This window comes from Alloyangia pacifica, assembly GCF_003111685.1.
GTDB classification, from domain to species: domain Bacteria; phylum Pseudomonadota; class Alphaproteobacteria; order Rhodobacterales; family Rhodobacteraceae; genus Salipiger; species Salipiger pacificus_A.
Genome location: NZ_CP022190.1, coordinates 719,941 through 738,362 on the forward strand (window position 1 = coordinate 719,941; position 18,422 = coordinate 738,362).

Consider the following 18,422-nt stretch of genomic DNA (forward strand, 5'->3'; position numbering starts at 1 on the left):
GCGAGCAGTCTGGCGAGCGGGGCGGCTCAGGCCGCCGCACCGTCGCTTGCGCTGTCGTTGATCTGTCGCCGCAGGCTCTCCACCGCCTGCGCAGCCTGAAGCCCGGCCTCGGTCAGCGCCTCGGCGAGCGCCTCCGCGCGCTCCTGATCCACGCCGCGGCGCAGGATGTTGGCGGCGCTGGTCGAGACGGCGGTGAGATTGCTGAGCGTGTGGAAAAGTTCGCTCAGCGATCCGAGCATCTTGCGGTCCTCGAAGGCTCTGGCGGCGCGCTCCCCGTCGGGCGCGGTGCCCGACATGAAGGAGGACAGGGCGAGCACGCGGGCGACTTTGCCGTCCTCCCAGTCGAGCGGCACGATCTCCACGTCCCAGGTGCTCTCACCCGTGTGCTCGTGCACGAAGGTCCCGAGGAAGCTTGCGGGCTTGCCCTCGAAGGCGCTGACTAGAGTGGCCTCGGCCTTTTTGCGCTCCGCCCCGTGCCAGAACTCGGTCCAGATCTGCCCGCAGATGGTGGTCGCGTCGGTGTTAAGGAGTTCCAGTCCACGCTTGTTGACGGCGAGCACCTTGCCGCCGCGGTCGAGGACCTTGGCGCAGATCGTCGCGCGTTGGGCGAGATAGTCCATCACGGTGGAGAGGGCCGTGGCTTCAAGGTTGGTTCCGGCTAGAATCATTGCGCGATCCGGGCTTGGGTGGGCAGATTTACGGTTTGTTAACATTTTTGGATCGCCAATTTATGGCATCCTGCACCACATGTGCAATTCTGAATTTGTGGCAGTGGTTAATTCCGGTCGTTGATGTGGCCGTCTGCCCGGTTCCGGCGTGCCCCTGGCGCGCGTTAATGGAAGTCGCGGCTGGGGAAGAGCTTCTTGGCCTGCTCGCGGGGATGATGTGCGGCGCTGCCGCGGCGGCTGCCGCCTGCCGGTCGACGGGTCTCATCGGCGCGGCCGTCGTTGCTCTGGATCGGGCCGAGCACGGGCACCGCCCCGCCGAGATCGAAGAGCAGCTCCGACAGGTCCTCGACCGTCTCGGCGATGAGATGGGTCACCACGCCCTCGCGCTCGAGCCGCCCGGTGACGCGCAGCAGCCGTCCGGCGATCACCGCCTTGCGGAAGGTCTCGTAGATCTTCGTCCAGACCACCACGTTCGAGGTGCCGGTCTCATCCTCCAGCGTCAGGAAGATCACCCCCGAGGCGGTGCCGGGGCGCTGGCGGGTGATCACCAGCCCGGTGACGGTGATGCGGTGGCGGTGGGGCACCTTGTCGAAGGCGCTGTGCGGCAGGCTTTCCGGCAGGCGCGGGCGCAGCAGCTCCATCGGATGTGCCCGCAGCGACAGGCGCAGCGAGAGGTAATCCTCGACCACCTCCTGCCCGAGCGTCATCGCGGGAAGGATCACGTCGGGTTCAATGCCGCCCTCGCCATCGGTGCCGAAGAGCGGCAGCGGTTTCGGCGCCTGCAGCGCCTTGGCGGCCCAGAGCGCGTCGCGCCGGGTGAGGCCGAGCGCGGCAAAGCCGTCGCCCTCGGCCAGCCGCTCGAGCGTGGCGGGTTTCACCCCGGCGCGGCGCCAGAGGCTTTCGACATCCGGATAGCCGTTGGCCCGTGCCGCGACGATCCACGCCGCGTCCTCCTCGCGCAGCCCCTTGATCTGGCGCAGCCCGAGCCGCAGCGCGAGGCTGCCATCGGGGCGGCGTTCGAGCGTGTTGTCCCACTCGGAATGGTTCACCGAGACCGGCCGCACCTCGACGCCATGTTCACGCGCGTCGCGCACCAGCTGGGCGGGGGCGTAGAACCCCATGGGCTGCGAGTTGAGCAGCGCACAGGTGAAAATCGCCTGATGGTGCTTCTTCAGCCAGGCCGAGATATAGACCAGCCGCGCGAAGCTGGCGGCGTGGCTTTCGGGAAAGCCGTAGCTGCCGAAGCCCTCGATCTGGGCAAAGCAGCGCTCGGCGAAGGCCCCGTCGTAGCCGCGCGCCAGCATTCCAGACACGAACCTGTCGCGAAAGGCGCCGATGGTGCCCATGCGCTTGAAGGTGGCGAGGCTGCGGCGCAGCCGGTCGGCCTCGGCGGGGGTGAAGCCGGCGGCGACCACGGCGATCTGCATCGCCTGTTCCTGAAAGAGCGGCACGCCGTAGGTGCGGCCCAGCACCTCCATCATCGCGGGGCCCAGATCCTCGACCGGTTCTTTGCCCTGACGGCGGTTGATGAAGGGATGCACCATGCCGCCCTGAATGGGGCCGGGGCGCACGATGGCCACTTCGCACACCAGATCGTAGAAGCACCGGGGCAGCATCCGGGGCAGGAAGTTGAGCTGCGCCCGGCTTTCCACCTGGAATACCCCGATAGCATCGGCGCGGCAGAGCATGTCGTAAACCGTGCCGTCCTCGGCAGGGACATTGGCCAGCGTCCAGCGCTGGCCGCGGTGCTCCACCAGAAGGCCAAAGGCCTTGCGGATGCAGGTCAGCATCCCCAGCGCGAGGATGTCGACCTTCAAAAGCCCCAGCGCGTCGATGTCGTCCTTGTCCCATTCGATCACCGTGCGGTCGTCCATCGCCGCGTTCTCGATCGGGCAGAGCTCGTCGAGCCGCCCGTGGGTGATGACGAAGCCGCCGACGTGCTGCGACAGATGCCGGGGGAAACCGATGATCTCCTCGATCAGCTTGGCGGTCATCAGCACCCGGTCATCGGTGGGATCGATCCCGGCGTCGCGCATGCGGTCCTCGTCCGGGGCGCTCGACGACCAGCCCCAGATCTGCCCCGAGAGCCGGGCGATCACGTCCTGGCTCAGCCCCATCACCTTGCCGACCTCGCGGATCGCCGCGCGCGAGCGGAAGTGGATCACCGTGGCGGTCAGCCCGGCGCGCTCGCGCCCGTAGCGCTCGTAGATCCACTGGATCACCTCCTCGCGCCGCTCATGCTCGAAATCGACGTCGATATCGGGCGGCTCGCCGCGTTCCTTGGAGATGAAGCGCTCGAAGATCAGCGTGATGCTCTCGGGGGGCACTTCTGTGACGCCGAGCAGGTAGCACACGACAGAGTTGGCCGCCGAGCCGCGCCCCTGGCACAGGATGCCGCGCGAGCGGGCGAAGGCGACGATGTCGTGCACCGTCAGGAAATACGAGGCGTAGCCCATCTCGCCGATCAGCCGCAGTTCCTTTTCCACCCGGTGGACGATCTTCGGCGGCGGACCCGAAGGGTAACGCCAGTGCAACCCTTCGCGCGAGAGCCGGGCGAGCCGGTCCTGCGCCGGCTCGCCGTTTTGCGCCTCGTCCGGGTACTGGTAGCGCAGTTCGTCGAGGCGGAAGGCGCAGCGATCGGCGATTTCGACCGTGCGGCGCAGCGCGGCGGGGTAGCGGTGGAAGAGCCGGGCCATCTCGTCGCCGGACTTCAGCCGCCGCTCGCCGTTGGTCAGCCGCCGGGTGCCGATATTGTCGATGGTGCAGCCCTCGCGCAGGCAGGTCAGCACGTCGGCCAGCGGGCGGCGGGCCGAGCGGTGCATGAGCGCATCGCCCACCGCCACCAGCGGCAGGCCGGTCTGCTGCGAGAGGTGCGCCAGCCGGTCGAGCCGGATCTGATCGCGCCCGTCGTAAACCGGCGCGGCCCCGAGGAAGCTACGCCCGGGGCAGCGGCGCAGCATCTCGCGCAGCTCGGCGTCTGGGTTTGCACGGGGAGCGCCGGGCTCCAGCGGGTCTGGCGGCAGCGCGATGAGGATCATCCCCTCGCAGGCGGCGTGCAGGTCGGCGCGGGTGAGGTGGCACGCGCCTTTCTCCGCCCGCCGCTTGCCCAAGGACAAGAGCCGCGTCAGCCGCGCCCAGGCGGCGATGTCGCAGGGCAGGGCGATCCAGTGCAGCGCGCTGTCGGTCAGCACCAGCCGCGCGCCCGCGATGAGCCGGGGCAGTGGGCGCTCGGGTGGCAGGAGAGGCGCGGCCCCCGGCGGCACCTGCGCCACGCGCTGGCGGCTCGACGGATCGGTCAGCGATTGCGAGCGGATCGCCGGGGCCTCACGCGCCGCCGCCTCGGCGGCCTCGCGGGCCTCGCCTTGCAGCCGCTCCAGTTCCTTCAGCGCCGAAAAGGCGCGCACCACTCCCGCCACCGAGTTACGGTCGGTGATGGCGATCGCCTCGAGTCCCAGCTCGGCGGCACGGGTGACCAGCTCCTCGGGGTGCGAGGCCCCGGTGAGGAAGGTGAAGTTGCTGGTCACGCAAAGCTCGGCATAGGGGGTCATGCAAACTCCCCCTGCACGAACCAGTCCTGCGCGCCGCCGGCGTTCCAGCCCGCCACCTGCGGGGTGTGGAACAGCCAGAGCCGTGGCCCTTCGCGGGTTTCGATCCGCCAGTAGTCGCGGATCCCTGCGCGCCATGCGGGATCGTCGAACCACCACTCAGGGGCGATGCGTTCCGGCCCGGTGGCGCGCAGGGTGGAAAAACGCATGTTGCGCCAGCGGAACTGCGCGGGGGGATGGCCCGGCTGCGCGCCGCGCGCGCCGCTGACCATCTCGGGCGGAAAGAGGACCTGCGGTCGCGGCGGGCCGCGCCGGGGCGGCGCCTCTTCGGCTTGGCTGTAGGCAGCGGGGGCGATGAGGAAGCTGCGCTCGGGGATGGTGCTGTCGGCGGGCAGCAGGCGCTGCACGGCGTCGAAGCCGAGCCGGTTGCCGAGCCGCGAGACGAGATCCGCCAGCGCATCCTCGCTGCGCAGCTTCGGGCCGCCCGGAGTGCTGCCATGGCCCAGCTGCTCGGGCGGCAGCTTTTCGGTCACCTCGGCGCAGAGCCGCAGCGCGTCGATGCCGAAGCCCGCCTCGACCTCTGCCACTCCTTTCTCGAAGAGCGCGGCGATGCGGGCGGGGTCGCGCATGGGGCGGGCGAGGCCGACCCGGACATGGGCGGTCTCGCGGTCGACGCGGCGCAGCTCTAGCAGCACCCGCCGCGCGCCGTGCTGGTGGTGGGTGAGCTGGGCGCAGAGCCGCTCGAGCAATCGCGCGAGGCCGGCCATCACGTCCTCCTGCAGGCCGATGGGCTCGGGCAGGGTCATGCGCACGCCGAAATGCGGCGCCTCGCGCTCGGCGTCCACCGGCTCGGGCTGGGTGCCGAGCGCCTGATCGAGCCGGGTGATCAGCGCCGGGCCGAAGCGCTTGGCCAGCGGCGCGCGGGGCAGGTGAACGAGATCGGCGATGCGGGTCAGCCCGGCGCGGCAAAGCGTGGCGGCGGTCTCGTGGTCGATGCGCAGGGCCGAGACCGGCAGCGGTCCCAGCCCCTCGGCCAGCGCGCCCTCGGGCAGCACCCCGCCGCCGTGGCGGGCCAGCGCGTGCGCCGCGCCCCGGGTGCCGGCGATGGCGCTCTGCGCCGCCAGCCCCGTGCGCTCCAGCCGGTCGTGCAGATCGGCGCGCAAGGCCGGCTCGCCGCCGAAGAGATGCGGCACTCCGGTGATGTCGGCGATCAGCCCGTCGGCGCCGTCGCGCGCCACCAGGGGCGCGTAGCGCCCGGCCCAGCGACGCAGCCCCGCCAGCGCCGCCGCCTCGCGCGCCAGGTCGGCGGGGCGGGTGGCGAGATCGGGACAGATGGCGCGGGCGTCGGCCAGCGCCATGCCGCGCGCCAGCCCATGCGCCTGCGCCAGCGGCGAGACGCAGTGCAGATGATCGGAATTGCCCGACCGCAGGGTCAGGGCAAAGGGCCCCTCAACGGGGCGTTTCCGCAGGCTCGTGTCGCTCGCCAGCCGCGGAAACCAGATGGAAAGCAGACGTCTCGCCACGCCAATCCACGGTCCAAAGTTTCAATGTTCCCTTTTTGTTCTTTATAAGGTCCCACTGCTGCAGAGTCGAGTCCGGCGCGGGGGAAGGACGCTGTTCGCAGGCCCAGCGTGTCTCGGCGGCATTGCTGCCCTGGCCGCTCTGGATGAGCATCAGCCCGGTGGTCCGCCCGGCCTCCGCCGCCAGCTGCAGCCGCCGCCCGGCGGTGAGCGACAGCAGCTCCCCCGGCTCGGCCACCACCAGCCCCACGGCGGAGCAGCGCAGCGCCTCTTCGGCGGTCCACAGCAGATCGGTCTCGCTTTGCGTGCGCACCAAGAGCAGCCGCGCGTTCAGGCCCTCGGGCAGGCCGCGCAGCAGCGGGGTCTGCGGCGCGTGGCGTGGCAGGATCCAGATCAGCGGCCCGTCGTGGCGCGCCGCCTGGAAAAGCGCGAAGCCGCGCCGCGCACGCCCTTCGGCCTCATGCACCCGGGCGGGGCAGAGGGCGAGGGGATCGGCCTCGGCAAGAGGCGCGCTGGCGGGCAGGGAACGCATGGGGTCAGGTGCAGCAGAGTCGATATGGGGTGGCAGAGTGAGAACATTGCCAGAACATTCGGCCCGAGGGAAGCACCCCACGCCCGCCAAGGGCGATCGCGACCCGGCAGGGAGACCGGGCGCCACGCCCGGCGTTGTGTCTAGGGGGAAAATATCCGTGCCGGAGGCAGGATCGCGCCGCGATCCTCCGGACCTCGAGGCTCTTGCCTTCAGCCCCGGCTGTCGGGCAGCGAGATGTTCGCGACCTGCTCGGCGATCGGGTCGGTGCTCAGCGGATGGGTCTCGGAGGCGTAATCGTCATCTCCGCGCATCGGCTCCCAGCGACCGCGGCGGTAGATCTCGAGCGCCGAAAACTGCGCCTTGTAGCCCATCTTCGGCGAGCCGGGTACCCAGTAGCCCAAATAGACGTAAGGCAGCCCCGCCTCGCGGGCGATGTCGATGTGATCGAGGATCATCCAGGTGCCGAGCCCGGACTTGGGCAGATCTGGGTCGTAGAAGGAATAAACCATCGACAGCCCGTCATCGAGCACGTCGGTCAGACAGACTGCGGCGAGGTCGCCGCGCGCGCCGTCGGTGTATTCGACGATGCGGCTGCGGATCGGCGTCTCCTCGACCATCGCGGCAAACTCGAAGATATCCATGTCGGCCATGCCGCCATCGGCATGGCGCGCGTCGAGGTAGCGGCGGAAGAGCTCGAACTGGTCCTCGGTGGCCCAGGGGCTCGACGCCCGGCGGTGCAGGTGGGCGTTGCGCTTCAGCGACCGGCGCTGGCTCTTGGACGGGGCGAAGCTGCGCACGTCGATCCGCGCCGAAAGACAGGCGGAACACTCGGAACAGGACGGGCGGTATAGCACGTTCTGCGAGCGGCGGAATCCCTGCTTCGAGAGGCTGTCATTGAGCTTCTCGGCACTGTCCCCCTGCAGCGCGGTGAACAGTTTGCGCTCCATCCGGCCCGGCAGATAGGGGCAGGGTTGCGGCGCCGTGACGTAGAATTGCGGCGCAAGGGGCAGCGAGTGGCGCATTTCGGAACCGTCCGGGCTGTTTGAAAGAAAAACGTAACAACGAAAGGGCCGGTCGCCAACCCCACCTCATCTTACATATGCAGCTATCACGATCTTGGGAAAGGGTGCGCGCGAAAGATCGCCAACGGGCACGCCGTCGCGTGGATGCCGGGCGCTCTTAAAGGGGCACGCAGGGCACCGTCCCCCCATGTCTTCGACAAAGAAAAGGGGGCCGAGGCCCCCTTGCGTCTTGAGCTGTCCCGGTGTCAGGCGGCGCGTCGGTTCAGCGCCACGGTGCCGAGGGCGAGGTCGGTCAGACCCTGGCCGCGCTCTGTCGCCAGCATGCAGACGATCGAGACAATCTGCAGCGGCGCGAAGGACACGGAAACCGTGTATCCCAGCGTGTGCAGCAGCGCCTGAGGCAGGCCAAAGCGCTGCCCCTGCCAATCGCGGAACTCGATCGCCATGAGGCGCATGCCCCAGGTTGCCGAGCCGGTCGTCAGGGTCGCCACCCGGTAGCCGAAGCTGACCACCAGCCAGATGGCGAAGAAAATGAACACGCCAAGGAAAGCAGTGAACAGAAGGGCGATGAACACCAGCACCGCAACGATCATCGTGTCGATGACCCATGCCATGCCGCGCTTGAGCGCGACACTCTCGTAGAAGGCACGCTGGTGCACCGGGTCGGGTAGATGGGAATAAGTCGCGTTGGGGTACATGTCTCTCTCGCTCGGGCTGTCCGTCTCGGGCGGGTGCAGTTTCGGGGTTACAGGGCAGGTGGGGATGATGCCGGAAGAAATCCAGAGGGCAGAGCCCGGTGGGGTGTCGGTGCCATGGCCCGTGCTGGGCCATGGCGATGTGTGATCCTGGTGATCAGGCGTTTTCGATTTCGCCCGTTTCGCGCTCTTCGCGGGCCTTGCGGTCGCGGTCGTCCATGAACTGGTCGAACTCGGCCTTGTCACGTGCTTCGCGCAGGCGCTGCAGGAAGTCCTCGAAGCTCTTCTGCTCGTCTTCGAGGCGGCGCAGCGTGTCAGCCTTGTAGGCATCGAAGGCGGCGTTGCCGCTCGGGCGCATGGCGTTGAAGCCCTGCTGGAACGCGGCGTGACGGTTGCTGTGACGATTGCGGCAAGACTTTCCGAACATGCGTTTGCTCCAGATCATATAGGCAAGAAGGGCGAGGCCGATGGGCCAGAAAATCATGAAACCGAGGATCATGGCGACGATCCACGCGGGTTTGCCCCGCTGGTCGAGCCAGAACTCGGCACGGCGCAGCCAGCCGGGGTTGGCGGGCTGGGTGTAGTGCTGCGAGGCGGCGGTCATGGGTCGTGTCCTTTCGGTTCGGTGTGATGTGAATGGTCTTCACATTACCGAAGATCGGTATTCGCCCGGCCCCCTTCAAGGGGTGATGTGAAAGGTTTTTACATTTTTCGCGCGGGGCGGTTTGATGCGCTGTCCGCCACGAGGGGCCTTGGAGCCTAGACGGTCCGTGCCACCCAGTCCGAAACGGCCGCCGCGGCGCGCGCGAGATTGTCCTCGTGGCTCTGCCCGCTCACGCTCTTGCGCGGCTTGAGGTCATGATTGCCGTCGTCGAGCCAGTCCAGGGCGATGCTCTCCGACAGCGCATAGCCCGTCACCTCTTCGCGCGTGCCGAAGGGATCGCGGGTGCCCTGGCAGATCAGCGCGGGCGTGCGCAGCGCCGCAAGGTGTTCCGTGCGCAGCCTTTCGGGCTTGCCGGTGGGATGGAACGGGTAACCGAGGCAAACCAGCCCGGCAATCTTGCCCGCCTTGAAGAGGTCGTCGGCAATGAGGCTCGCGACCCGCCCGCCCATGGACTTGCCGCCAATGAAGAGCGGACCATCGCAGGCTAGGGCCTCGATCGCCGCGCGGTATTCCTGCTGAAGCAGCTCGATCTTGGGCGGCGGGCGCTTGGAGCCGCCCGTGCGGCGCTGCGCCATGTAGCCGAACTCGAAGCGCGCGACCCGCAGCCCCTCGCGAGCCAGAAGCGCGGCCATCCGCGCCATGAAATCGCTGTCCATCGCCGCGCCAGCACCATGGGCGAGCAGCAGGGTCGGGCGGTCAGGCCCATCGCCGTCGATCAGGAACGCCATGCCGGTCACTCGGTGAACTCCGCCGCCACCGCACCGGTGAGTCCCGGCAGCACGTGGGCGTCGAGCGCAAAAAGGTGCCGCGGTGTGCCCGCCGCCGCCCAGACCTGCGCAAACTCCAGCAGCCGCGGATCGATCCAGGCCCGGATCGGCGTGAGGTGCCCGACCGGCGAAACGCCCCCGATGGCAAACCCGGTCTGCCCGCGGATCAGCGCCGCATCCGCCTTGCCCAGCGGCTCGCCCGCCAAGGCCGAGGCTTTCTCGGCGCAGACCCGGTTGCCGCCCGCGGTCAGGAACAGCACCGCCGCGCCGCTCTGCTCGGCGCGGAAGATGATCGACTTGGCGATCTGGTCGAGCGCGCAGCCCACCGAGTCGGCCGCCTCCCGCGCGGTGCGGGCGTTTTCCACCTCGAGGATCTCCACCGGCAGCCCGGCCTCTTCCAGCGCCGCGCGCACCCGTTTCAGGCTCTTGCTCATGATCGTCTCCCGTCTCTGTCGCCGCGAGGCATAGCCGCCCGCGCGGCGGCGCGGCAAGCCACCGCATGCCAGTTGGCATTGCACAAAGCGCGCAAGCGTGGCCATCTGCCGCCATGAACCTTGCCGATGCAATCACCCGACTGCCCCGCCCTTTCGAGCCCGCCCTCGGAGAAGAGGCCCGCGCCGCCGTGCCCTGGGCCTCGAACCCCATCGCCGAGCTGATCGAGGGGGCGGGCGGCTCCAGTCCCTATCTCGCGGGCCTGATCCGCAAGGAAAGCACCTGGCTCGAGGGCGCAGTAGATGCCCCGCAGGACGCGCTCGTGGCGCTCTTCGCGGCGCTGCGCGGCACCGAGGGCGACCCCGGCGTGCCGCTGCGCGAGGCCAAGCGCCGGGTTGCGCTGTTGGTCGGGCTGGCGGACCTTGGCGGCGCCTGGCCGCTGGAGCAGGTTACCGGCACTCTGACCGATTTCGCCGACCTCGCAACGCAGATTGCCCTGCGTGACGCGATCGCCCGCGAGGTGAAACGCGGCAAGCTGCCCGGCGCCACCGAGGACGACGTCGCCACCGCCGGCGGCATGGTGGTCTTTGCCATGGGCAAGATGGGCGCGGGGGAACTGAACTACAGCTCCGACATCGATCTCATATGTCTCTTCGACGAAACCCGCTTCGAGCGTGACGATTTCCACGAGGCCCGCGCGTCCTTCATCCGCGCCACGAAACGCATGAGTGCCACGCTCAACGACCTGACCGGCGAGGGCTACGTCTTCCGCACCGACCTACGGCTGCGCCCCGATCCCGCGGTCACCCCGGTCTGCATGGCAATGGAGGCCGCCGAGCGCTATTACGAGAGCCTTGGCCGCGCCTGGGAGCGCGCCGCCTGGATCAAGGCCCGGCCCTGCGCCGGGGACCCGGAGGCTGGCGCGCGTTTTCTTGAGTCTCTGCGGCCATTCGTGTGGCGCAAGCACCTCGACTTCGCCGCGATCAAGGATGCCCACGACATGCGCTTGCGCTATCGCGAGACCAAGGGGCTCTCGGGGCCGATCACCCTGCCGGGGCACAACATGAAGCTGGGCCGCGGCGGCATCCGCGAGATCGAGTTCTTCACCCAGACCCGCCAGATCATCGCCGGGGGCCGGGATCCGCGCCTCAGGGTGCGCGGAACGGTGCCGGGGCTGCAGGTGCTGGCCGAGACCGGCTGGGTGCCGCAGCCGGTCACCGAGACGCTGACGGAGCACTACCGCGCGCACCGCGAGATCGAGCACCGCATCCAGATGGTGCAGGACGCCCAGACCCACGCGCTGCCCGGCAGCGAGGAAGGGTTTGCCCGGCTCGCCGCCCTCTGCGGGCGCGATCTGACCGAGCTGAAGTCCGACCTGGAGGCTCGGCTCGAGGAGGTGCACGAGCTGACCGAGGGCTTCTTTGCCCCCGAAAGCCGTGGCGAGCCCGTCGCCGCCTCGCCGCTGGAGGACAGCCCGCTGGTGGCGCGCTGGCCAAGCTACCCGGCGCTGCGTTCGAACCGCGCGGTGGAGATCTTCAACCGCCTGCGCCCCGAGATCCTCAATCGCCTCGCCCGCGCCGCCCGCCCCGAGGAGGCGCTGACCGCCTTCGACGGCTTTCTGGCCGGGCTGCCGGCGGGGGTGCAGCTCTTCTCGCTTTTCGAGGCCAACCCGCAGCTTGTCGATCTGCTGGTCGACATCGTCTCGGTCTCGCCCGAGCTGGCGCTGCACCTGTCGCGCAACGCCCAGGTCTTCGACGCGGTAATCGGCGGCGATTTCTTTGCCCCCTGGCCGGGGGTGACGGCGCTGACGGTCGATCTCGCAGAGGTGCTCTCGCGCGAAGAGGACTACGAGCGCCAGCTTGATTTGGCGCGGCGCTGGCAGCACGAGTGGCACTTCCGCATCGGCGTGCACTTGCTGCGCGGAATCTCGGAGCCGCAGGAAGCGGGCAAGCACTACGCCGAGCTGGCCGAGGCGACGCTCGCCGCGCTGGCTCCGGTCGTGCAGGCCGAATTCGCTCGCAAGCATGGCGACGCCCCGGGCCGTGGTGCGGTGGTGGTGGGCATGGGCAGTCTGGGGGCGGGGCGGCTGCACGCGCATTCCGACCTCGACCTTATCGTGATCTATGACGCGGATGGCATCGATGCCTCCGAAGGCAAGCGGCCGCTGCCCTCGCGCACCTATTACGCCCGGCTGACCCAGGCGCTGATCACCGCGATGACGGCGCCCATGGCCGAGGGCAAGCTCTACGAGATCGACATGCGCCTGCGCCCTTCGGGCAACCAGGGGCCGGTGGCGACCTCGCTCGCCGCCTTCACCGAGTACCAGCGCACGGGCGCCTGGGTCTGGGAGCACCTGGCGCTGACCCGCGCACGGGTGGTGGCAGGCCCGGCGGATCTCGCGGCCGAGGTCGAGGCGTGGCGGCACGAGCTGCTGGCCGGACCGCACGACCGGGGCAAGGTGCTGGGAGAGCTGTCGAAGATGCGCGCCCGTATTGCCGCCGCAAAGGGCAGCGGCGATCCTTGGGATCCGAAGCTCGGGCAGGGGCGGATGCAGGATATCGAGCTGGTCGGTCAGGCCGGTGCGCTGCTCTCGGGGCAGGCACCGCGGCGCACGGCGCGCGGCCTTGCGGCGGCAGCGCAGGAGGGCTGGCTGAGCCGCGCCGAGGCCGACCACCTCGCCGCCACCTATCGCCTCTGCTGGGCGCTGCAGATCGGCGCGCGGTTGATCACCGAGGGTCGGCTCGACCCCGGCCAACTGGGCGCGGGCGGCTGCAGCTTCCTCACCAGCCTCGCCGGGGTCGACGGACCGGAGGCCCTGCGCGCGAAACTGGACGAGATGGCCAGCCGCGCCGCCGAGATCATCAGTGCCGCCCTACCGGTGCCGGCGGAATGAAGGGCGACGCGCTCGATCCCAAGGCGCTGATCGCCGAGGCCTACCGGATCGAGGGCATCAGCCTCGAGGAGTGCCGCACGATCTTTCTGGACTGGGCGCTGTCGCTGCCCGAGGGAGCGGATCCGCGGGCCGCGCTCGACAGGCTGCTCGCGCGCCATGGCACGCCGGGGCACCCGATGACGCAGGTCATGACCGAGGGCCGCGCAGTTGCTTTGCCGCGCCGCCGCGGAGGCCGCGCGGCACGGCGGTTGTGAGCGCAGGGGTCCCGGGAGCGCCTGAGGCGCGCGTATCTGGAAAGAGAAGCAGCCGCAGGCCGGGGGCAGCGCGCCCCCCGGCAGCGCCGCGCTCAGCGCGGCAGCGCCGCCGCTTCGCGCGCCAGCGCGACGATGCCGTCCCAGTCCCCGGCCTGCATCAGCTCTTTCGGGGCCACCCACGACCCGCCGCAGCAGAGCACGTTCTTGAGAGTGAGGTAGTCGCCGATGTTCTTCATGCTGACGCCGCCGGTGGGGCAGAAGCGCACCTGGGGAATTGGCGCGCCGATCGCCTTCAGAGCCGGGGCGCCGCCATTGGCCTCGGCGGGGAAGAATTTCTGCACGGTATAGCCGCGCTCGAGCAGGGCCATCGCCTCGGAGGCGGTGGCGGCGCCGGGCAGCAGCGGCAGCTCGGCGGCCTCGCAGGCGTCGAGCAGCCGGTCCGTGGCGCCCGGCGAGACGCCGAACTTGGCGCCCGCCGCGACCGCGGCCTCGACATCCGCAGGGGTGAGCAGCGTGCCCGCTCCGACGACGCCGCCCTCGACCTGCGCCATCTCGCGGATCGCGTCCAGCGCCACAGGGGTGCGCAGGGTTACCTCCAAGACTGGCAGTCCGCCTGCGACCAGCGCCTCGGCCAGCGGGCGGGCATGGGCGAGATCGTCGATCACCAGAACCGGGATCACCGGGGCGAGCTTGCAGAGGGCTTCGTTGGCGCGGCTGGCATCCTGGGGGGTCATGGGCGGGGCCTTTGTCTGGGTGTCATTGGGACCGGAGCGGTCGCGTCAGGGTTATTTTCGAAATGCCGGAAGGGCAAGCGCGGCAGGCGGTCAGACGACAACCGCCGCGCCATTCGAGGCCAGCCCGACGTTCCGGCGGAAGGCCTCGAAGAGCTCGCGGCCGACGCCATGGCCGTTGCCCGTGAGGTCGGCGGTGACCGCCTCGCGGTCCTCGAAGCCCTCGGTCAGGCATTGCAGCGTGCCGGTGGTGGCATCGAGCCGGACGATGTCGCCATCGCGCAGCTTGGCGAGCGGGCCGCCGTCTGCGGCCTCGGGGCACACGTGGATGGCTGAGGGCACCTTGCCTGACGCGCCCGACATCCGCCCGTCGGTGACCAGCGCCACCTTCAGGCCGCGATCCTGCAGCACGGCGAGGGTCGGCGTCAGGCTGTGCAGCTCGGGCATGCCGTTCGACTTCGGCCCCTGGAAGCGCACGACGACGATGGTGTCCGAGGTGAACTCGCCGGCCTTGAAGGCGTCTTTCACCTGCGACTGATCGTGGAAGATGCGCACCGGCGCCTCGACTACGTGGTGCTCGGGCTTCACCGCCGAGATCTTCATGATGCCGTGGCCGAGATTGCCGATCATCTGCTTGAGCCCGCCGGATTTCTGGAACGGGTCCGAGGCGGGGCGGAGGATCTTGTCGTTCTGGCTCTCGCGCGGGGTGTCCTCGTAGACGATGGCGCCATCCCTGAGCTTCGGTTCCTGCGTGTAGAGGTGCATGCCGTCGCCCGCGACCGTCTTGACGTCCTCGTGCATGAGGCCCGCGTCGAGCAGCTCGCCGATCATGTACTGCAGCCCGCCCGCGGCGTGGAAGTGGTTCACGTCCGCAAGCCCGTTGGGATAGACCTTGGCCATCAGCGGCACCGCTTGCGAGATCTGGTCGAAGTCTGACAGCTCGAGCGCCACGCCCGCGGCGCGCGCCATGGCCGGCAGGTGCAGCACGAGGTTGGTCGACCCGCCGGTGGCCATGAGGCCGACGATGCCGTTGACGAAGGCCTTGGCGTCGAGAACGTCGCAGACCGGACGGTACTCATTGCCGAGCGCGGTGATCGCCAGCGCGCGTTTCGCCCCGGCCTCGGTCAGCGCGTCGCGCAGCGGGGTGTTGGGGTTGATGAAGGAGCTGCCCGGCAGGTGCAGACCCATGAACTCCATCAGCATCTGGTTGGAATTTGCGGTGCCGTAGAAGGTGCAGGTGCCGGGGCCGTGATAGCTCTTCATCTCGGCTTCCATCAGCTTGTCGCGGCCGACCTCGCCGGTGGCGTATTGCTGGCGGACCTTGGCCTTCTCGTCGTTGGGCAGGCCGCTGGTCATCGGGCCGGCGGGCAGGAAGAGGCCGGGGATGTAGCCGAAGGTGGCCGCGGCGATGACGAGGCCGGGCACGATCTTGTCGCAGACGCCGAGGTAGACGGCGGCGTCATAGGTGTTGTGCGAGAGCGAAACCCCGGCGGCCAGCGCGATCACGTCGCGCGAGAAGAGCGAGAGCTCCATGCCGACCTGGCCCTGCGTGACCCCGTCGCACATGGCCGGAACGCCGCCCGCCACCTGCGCCGTGCCGCCGACCGAGCGCGCCGCGGTGCGCAGCAGCTCGGGGTAGCGCTCATAGGGTTGGTGGGCCGAGAGCATGTCGTTGTAGGCGGTGACGATGCCGAGGTTCGGCGCGCGGCCCGTCGCCAGGGCCTGCTGGTCCTGCCCGGTGGCAGCATAGGCGTGCGCCTGGTTGCCGCAGGTGAGATGGGCGCGGCGCGGACCTTCCTCGGCGGCGCGGCGCATCCTGTCGAGATAGGTGCCTCGGAGGTTTTCCGAGCGCGCCTCGATCTCGGCGGTGACCTTGGCGATGGTGGCGTTGAGCGACATGAGAGGGGCTCCTTTCGCTGTCCGGGGTCGGCCCGGTCTGGCGTCCTTGCGCAGCATGTAGCTCAGTTAGCGCTATCAGTAAAGATGCTAGGGTTGGGCGGACGGCCGCGCAGAGGGGAACGCGTGAAATTGGGGCAGCGCGTCGCGGCAGTGGACAAGAACGGGCCGCGTTCCCCTCGCGCGACGTTATCGGGCGGTCGGTGCGGCGCCTGCGCCAGTCTCAGTTCGGGACGGGGGATTGGAAGCGCGCGTCCATGCGGTCGTGGAACGGGAAGCTCTCGAACCAGGGCTGCGCCTCGATCAGCACCCGGCAGAAAGAAGGGCGCATGAGGAGCCGCTCGAAGTAGCCGTCGAGCGCGGTCTGCCCGGGCTCGAAGGGCTGCAGGATGCGCGCAAAGAAGAGCGCGGGCGCGGCGGAACAATCGGCGAGCGAGAAGTCGTCCCCGGCGGCCCAGAGCCGCCCCGTCATGTGCTGCTCGATTATCACGTAGGCCTGACGCAGCTGCTCTTTGGCCTCTGCGACTCCCAGGTGATCCTTCTGATCCTCGGGGCGGAAACTGTCGAAGACGATCTTCTGCATCGGCCCCTGCACGTAGAGGTCGAAGAACCGGTCCCACAGCCGCGCCTGCAGGCAGGAGTCGGGATCGGCGGGGAGCAACCGTTGCGGACCGGGGCAGACCCGCTCCAGGTAGTCGATGATGATCGTCGCCTCGGGCAGGATCAGGTTCCGCTCGGCGTCATGCAGTACCGGCAGCTTGCCGACCGGCCAGAGACCGTGGAGTCGGGCGTGCTGGGCCGGATCGCCGAGATCCACCGTGACGGTCTCCAAGTCGGTCCCTGTTTCGTAGAGCGCGATCAGGACCTTGTGGCAATAAGAGGCAAGCGGATGGGAATAGAGCGTCAGTCTCATGGCGGCCCTCTTCTCGGATCGGTTGGACGATTCTCGGGCCTTGCGGCGTGTGTGGCAAGTCTTCTTGACCCCTCTTGCATGGCGGGGCTGCAAAGCGCGGCTGCGAAGATGCTTTCCAAGGCACCCGCGCGGCGCTAAAGGGGCAAGATGACACAGCCCGATCTCCCCACCGTCCGTCTCCTTCCCAAGGCCAAACCGCAGGCGCTGCGCCGTGGTTACCCGTGGGTCTATGCAAACGAGTTGGTGGTTGACCGCCGGACCCGGAACCTTGCCGCCGGCACCGTTGCGCGGCTCGAGGACAACGACCGCAAGCTGCTCGGGCTGGTGGGCGTGACACCCAGCTCGAAGATCATCTGCCGGATGCTCGACCGCGACCCCGAAGCCATGATCGACAAAGCCTGGCTCGCCGCCAAGCTGACCCGTGCGCTGGAACTGCGCGAGCGGCTGTTCCCGGCGCCCTACTACCGGCTGGTCCACGCCGAGGCTGACGGGCTGCCCGGCGTGATCATCGACCGTTTCGGCGACACCGCGGTGATCCAGCCGAATGCCGCCTGGGCCGAGCTCTTGCTGCCCGAGTTGGCCGAGGCGCTCGCCGAGGTCTCGGGCGTCACGAACATCCTCAAGAACGCCGGCGGCCGGGGCCGCCAGCTGGAGGGGCTCGACGATCAGGATGCGGTGCTGCTGGGCCAGGCGCCCGAGGCGCCGCTGCCGGTCGAGATGAACGGCGCGACCTACATGGCCGATCTCACCGGCGGCCAGAAGACCGGCCTTTTCTACGACCAGCGCCCGAACCACGGCTTCGCCGCGCGGCTGGCGAGCGGGCAAAGGATGCTCGACGTCTTCTCCCACGTCGGGGGCTTCGCCCTGGCGGCGCTGGCGGGCGGCGCGGCGAGTGCGCTTTCGGTCGACGGCTCGGCTTCGGCGCTGGCATTGGCCGAGGAAGGCGCGAGGCGCATGGGCGCGGCAGAGCGCTTCGCCACACGCCAGGGCGACGCGTTCGACACGCTCGAGGCATTGGGGACCGAGGGCGAGCGCTTCGGCCTCGTGGTCTGCGACCCTCCCGCCTTCGCCCCGGCCAAACCCGCGCTGGAAGCAGGTCTGCGCGCGTATGAGAAGGTCGCGCGGCTCTCGGCACCGCTGGTCGAAGAGGGCGGCTACCTGGTGCTCTGCTCGTGCTCGCACGCGGCGGATCTCTCGAGCTTCACCGGCGCCTGCCTGCGCGGCATCGGCCGGGCCGGGCGCCGGGCGCAGCTCTTGCACACCGGCTTTGCCGGGCCGGATCACCCGCTGCTGCCGCAGCTGGCGGAATCGGGCTACCTGAAGGCGTTGGTGTTCCGCCTGTGAAGGTGCTTCTGGACACCTGCGTCATCTACCCCACGGTGATGCGCGAGGTGCTCCTTGGCGTCGCGGCGCAGGGGCTCTTCCAGCCGCTGTGGTCCGCGCGCATCCTGGAAGAATGGGCGCTCGCGGCGCGCAAGCTCGGCCCGATGGGCGAGATGCAGGCGCGCGGTGAGATCGCCCAGGTGCGCGCCGCCTGGCCGGGGGCGGAGGTGCGCTACCAGCCCGCCCTTGAAGACCGGCTCTGGCTGCCCGACCCGGCGGACCTGCATGTGCTGGCGGCGGCCATCTCGGCAAGCGCCGACCTCATCGTCACCGAGAACGCCAAGGATTTCCCGCGCAACATCCTCGCCGAGGAGGGCCTCTCGCGTGTGGATGCCGACGGCTTCCTGCGCGGTCTCTGCGAGGCGAACCCGGGCAAGGTCAAAGATGCCTGCGAGGCGGTCCTCGCCGAGGCGCGGCGGCTCTCGGGCGAGGACTGGACCCTGCGCGGGCTTCTGAAAAAGGCGCGGCTGCCGCGGCTCGGCAAGGCGCTCGAGGCCGCCGGCTGAG

At 69.4% G+C, this 18,422-nt stretch carries 16 protein-coding genes; 4 read left to right on the top strand and 12 right to left on the bottom strand.

The features are described 5' to 3' along the window. Positions 1 to 26: 26 nt before the first annotated feature. From CEW88_RS16315 to CEW88_RS16355, 9 genes are all read right to left on the bottom strand, one after another. On the bottom strand, positions 27 to 668 hold the full coding sequence (locus tag CEW88_RS16315) for a PAS domain-containing protein (RefSeq protein WP_159099645.1): 642 nt from the start codon (positions 666 to 668) through the stop codon (positions 27 to 29). Between the two features lie 164 nt (positions 669 to 832). Then, the gene (locus CEW88_RS16320; RefSeq protein ID WP_108968905.1) at positions 833 to 4,216 is read right to left on the bottom strand and encodes an error-prone DNA polymerase; all 3,384 of its coding nucleotides are present in this window, start codon (positions 4,214 to 4,216) and stop codon (positions 833 to 835) included. Further along, positions 4,213 to 5,736: a Y-family DNA polymerase gene (locus tag CEW88_RS16325; RefSeq protein WP_108968907.1), complete on the bottom strand. Its 1,524-nt coding sequence runs from the start codon at positions 5,734 to 5,736 to the stop codon at positions 4,213 to 4,215. Before CEW88_RS16325 ends, CEW88_RS16320 begins: the two co-directional genes overlap by 4 nt. Next, positions 5,663 to 6,265 (bottom strand): ImuA family protein, encoded by a 603-nt coding sequence (locus CEW88_RS16330; protein WP_254694467.1) that lies wholly within the window; start codon positions 6,263 to 6,265, stop codon positions 5,663 to 5,665. The genes CEW88_RS16325 and CEW88_RS16330 overlap by 74 nt, the downstream gene beginning before the upstream one ends. A 209-nt stretch (positions 6,266 to 6,474) precedes the next feature. Then, a complete protein-coding gene (locus tag CEW88_RS16335) occupies positions 6,475 to 7,287 on the bottom strand; it encodes an arginyltransferase (protein ID WP_108968909.1) in 813 nt (270 codons plus the stop codon). Between the two features lie 245 nt (positions 7,288 to 7,532). Further along, on the bottom strand, positions 7,533 to 7,985 hold the full coding sequence (locus CEW88_RS16340; protein ID WP_108968910.1) for an RDD family protein: 453 nt from the start codon (positions 7,983 to 7,985) through the stop codon (positions 7,533 to 7,535). A gap of 154 nt (positions 7,986 to 8,139) precedes the next feature. Next, positions 8,140 to 8,586: a DUF2852 domain-containing protein gene (locus CEW88_RS16345; protein ID WP_108968912.1), complete on the bottom strand. Its 447-nt coding sequence runs from the start codon at positions 8,584 to 8,586 to the stop codon at positions 8,140 to 8,142. A gap of 155 nt (positions 8,587 to 8,741) precedes the next feature. Further along, positions 8,742 to 9,374 (bottom strand): alpha/beta fold hydrolase, encoded by a 633-nt coding sequence (locus CEW88_RS16350; protein WP_217626476.1) that lies wholly within the window; start codon positions 9,372 to 9,374, stop codon positions 8,742 to 8,744. Positions 9,375 to 9,379: 5 nt separating this feature from the next. Continuing rightward, a complete protein-coding gene (locus tag CEW88_RS16355) occupies positions 9,380 to 9,847 on the bottom strand; it encodes a YbaK/EbsC family protein (RefSeq protein WP_108968916.1) in 468 nt (155 codons plus the stop codon). Positions 9,848 to 9,960: 113 nt separating this feature from the next. Here CEW88_RS16355 and CEW88_RS16360 point away from each other — a divergent pair, with 113 nt between their 5' ends. Both CEW88_RS16360 and CEW88_RS16365 read left to right on the top strand, forming a co-directional pair. Beyond that, entirely contained in the window at positions 9,961 to 12,738 is a 2,778-nt protein-coding gene (locus CEW88_RS16360; protein ID WP_108968918.1) for a glutamine-synthetase adenylyltransferase, read from the top strand. After that, complete coding sequence (locus tag CEW88_RS16365) at positions 12,735 to 12,992, top strand: hypothetical protein (protein WP_108968919.1); 258 nt, start codon at positions 12,735 to 12,737, stop codon at positions 12,990 to 12,992. Before CEW88_RS16360 ends, CEW88_RS16365 begins: the two co-directional genes overlap by 4 nt. A gap of 92 nt (positions 12,993 to 13,084) precedes the next feature. Here the strand turns inward: CEW88_RS16365 and CEW88_RS16370 are convergent, their stop codons facing one another. The 3 genes from CEW88_RS16370 to CEW88_RS16380 all read right to left on the bottom strand — a co-directional run bounded on the left by CEW88_RS16370 (position 13,085) and on the right by CEW88_RS16380 (position 16,532). Then, complete coding sequence (locus CEW88_RS16370; RefSeq protein ID WP_108968921.1) at positions 13,085 to 13,726, bottom strand: bifunctional 4-hydroxy-2-oxoglutarate aldolase/2-dehydro-3-deoxy-phosphogluconate aldolase; 642 nt, start codon at positions 13,724 to 13,726, stop codon at positions 13,085 to 13,087. Between the two features lie 90 nt (positions 13,727 to 13,816). Further along, complete coding sequence (edd, locus tag CEW88_RS16375; protein ID WP_108968923.1) at positions 13,817 to 15,622, bottom strand: phosphogluconate dehydratase; 1,806 nt, start codon at positions 15,620 to 15,622, stop codon at positions 13,817 to 13,819. 220 nt (positions 15,623 to 15,842) lie between these two features. Further along, positions 15,843 to 16,532: a glutathione S-transferase family protein gene (locus tag CEW88_RS16380; protein ID WP_108968925.1), complete on the bottom strand. Its 690-nt coding sequence runs from the start codon at positions 16,530 to 16,532 to the stop codon at positions 15,843 to 15,845. A gap of 147 nt (positions 16,533 to 16,679) precedes the next feature. Between CEW88_RS16380 and CEW88_RS16385 the strand changes: the two genes are divergently transcribed. Then, positions 16,680 to 17,876, top strand: coding sequence for an RSP_2647 family RNA methyltransferase (locus CEW88_RS16385; RefSeq protein ID WP_108968927.1), 1,197 nt, complete (start codon positions 16,680 to 16,682; stop codon positions 17,874 to 17,876). Continuing rightward, complete coding sequence (locus CEW88_RS16390; protein WP_108968929.1) at positions 17,873 to 18,421, top strand: RSP_2648 family PIN domain-containing protein; 549 nt, start codon at positions 17,873 to 17,875, stop codon at positions 18,419 to 18,421. The genes CEW88_RS16385 and CEW88_RS16390 overlap by 4 nt, the downstream gene beginning before the upstream one ends. Position 18,422: the final 1 nt, after the last annotated feature.

Bases quoted from the DNA above. Each gene is read 5' to 3' on its own strand.
- CEW88_RS16315 (WP_159099645.1), bottom strand. From the start codon at position 668: ATGATTCTAGCCGGAACCAACCTTGAAGCCACGGCCCTCTCCACCGTG.
- CEW88_RS16320 (WP_108968905.1), bottom strand. From the start codon at position 4,216: ATGACCCCCTATGCCGAGCTTTGCGTGACCAGCAACTTCACCTTCCTC.
- CEW88_RS16330 (WP_254694467.1), bottom strand. From the start codon at position 6,265: ATGCGTTCCCTGCCCGCCAGCGCGCCTCTTGCCGAGGCCGATCCCCTC.
- CEW88_RS16335 (WP_108968909.1), bottom strand. From the start codon at position 7,287: ATGCGCCACTCGCTGCCCCTTGCGCCGCAATTCTACGTCACGGCGCCG.
- CEW88_RS16340 (WP_108968910.1), bottom strand. From the start codon at position 7,985: ATGTACCCCAACGCGACTTATTCCCATCTACCCGACCCGGTGCACCAG.
- CEW88_RS16345 (WP_108968912.1), bottom strand. From the start codon at position 8,586: ATGACCGCCGCCTCGCAGCACTACACCCAGCCCGCCAACCCCGGCTGG.
- CEW88_RS16350 (WP_217626476.1), bottom strand. From the start codon at position 9,374: ATGGCGTTCCTGATCGACGGCGATGGGCCTGACCGCCCGACCCTGCTG.
- CEW88_RS16355 (WP_108968916.1), bottom strand. From the start codon at position 9,847: ATGAGCAAGAGCCTGAAACGGGTGCGCGCGGCGCTGGAAGAGGCCGGG.
- CEW88_RS16360 (WP_108968918.1), top strand. From the start codon at position 9,961: ATGAACCTTGCCGATGCAATCACCCGACTGCCCCGCCCTTTCGAGCCC.
- CEW88_RS16365 (WP_108968919.1), top strand. From the start codon at position 12,735: ATGAAGGGCGACGCGCTCGATCCCAAGGCGCTGATCGCCGAGGCCTAC.
- CEW88_RS16370 (WP_108968921.1), bottom strand. From the start codon at position 13,726: ATGACCCCCCAGGATGCCAGCCGCGCCAACGAAGCCCTCTGCAAGCTC.
- edd (WP_108968923.1), bottom strand. From the start codon at position 15,622: ATGTCGCTCAACGCCACCATCGCCAAGGTCACCGCCGAGATCGAGGCG.
- CEW88_RS16380 (WP_108968925.1), bottom strand. From the start codon at position 16,532: ATGAGACTGACGCTCTATTCCCATCCGCTTGCCTCTTATTGCCACAAG.
- CEW88_RS16385 (WP_108968927.1), top strand. From the start codon at position 16,680: ATGACACAGCCCGATCTCCCCACCGTCCGTCTCCTTCCCAAGGCCAAA.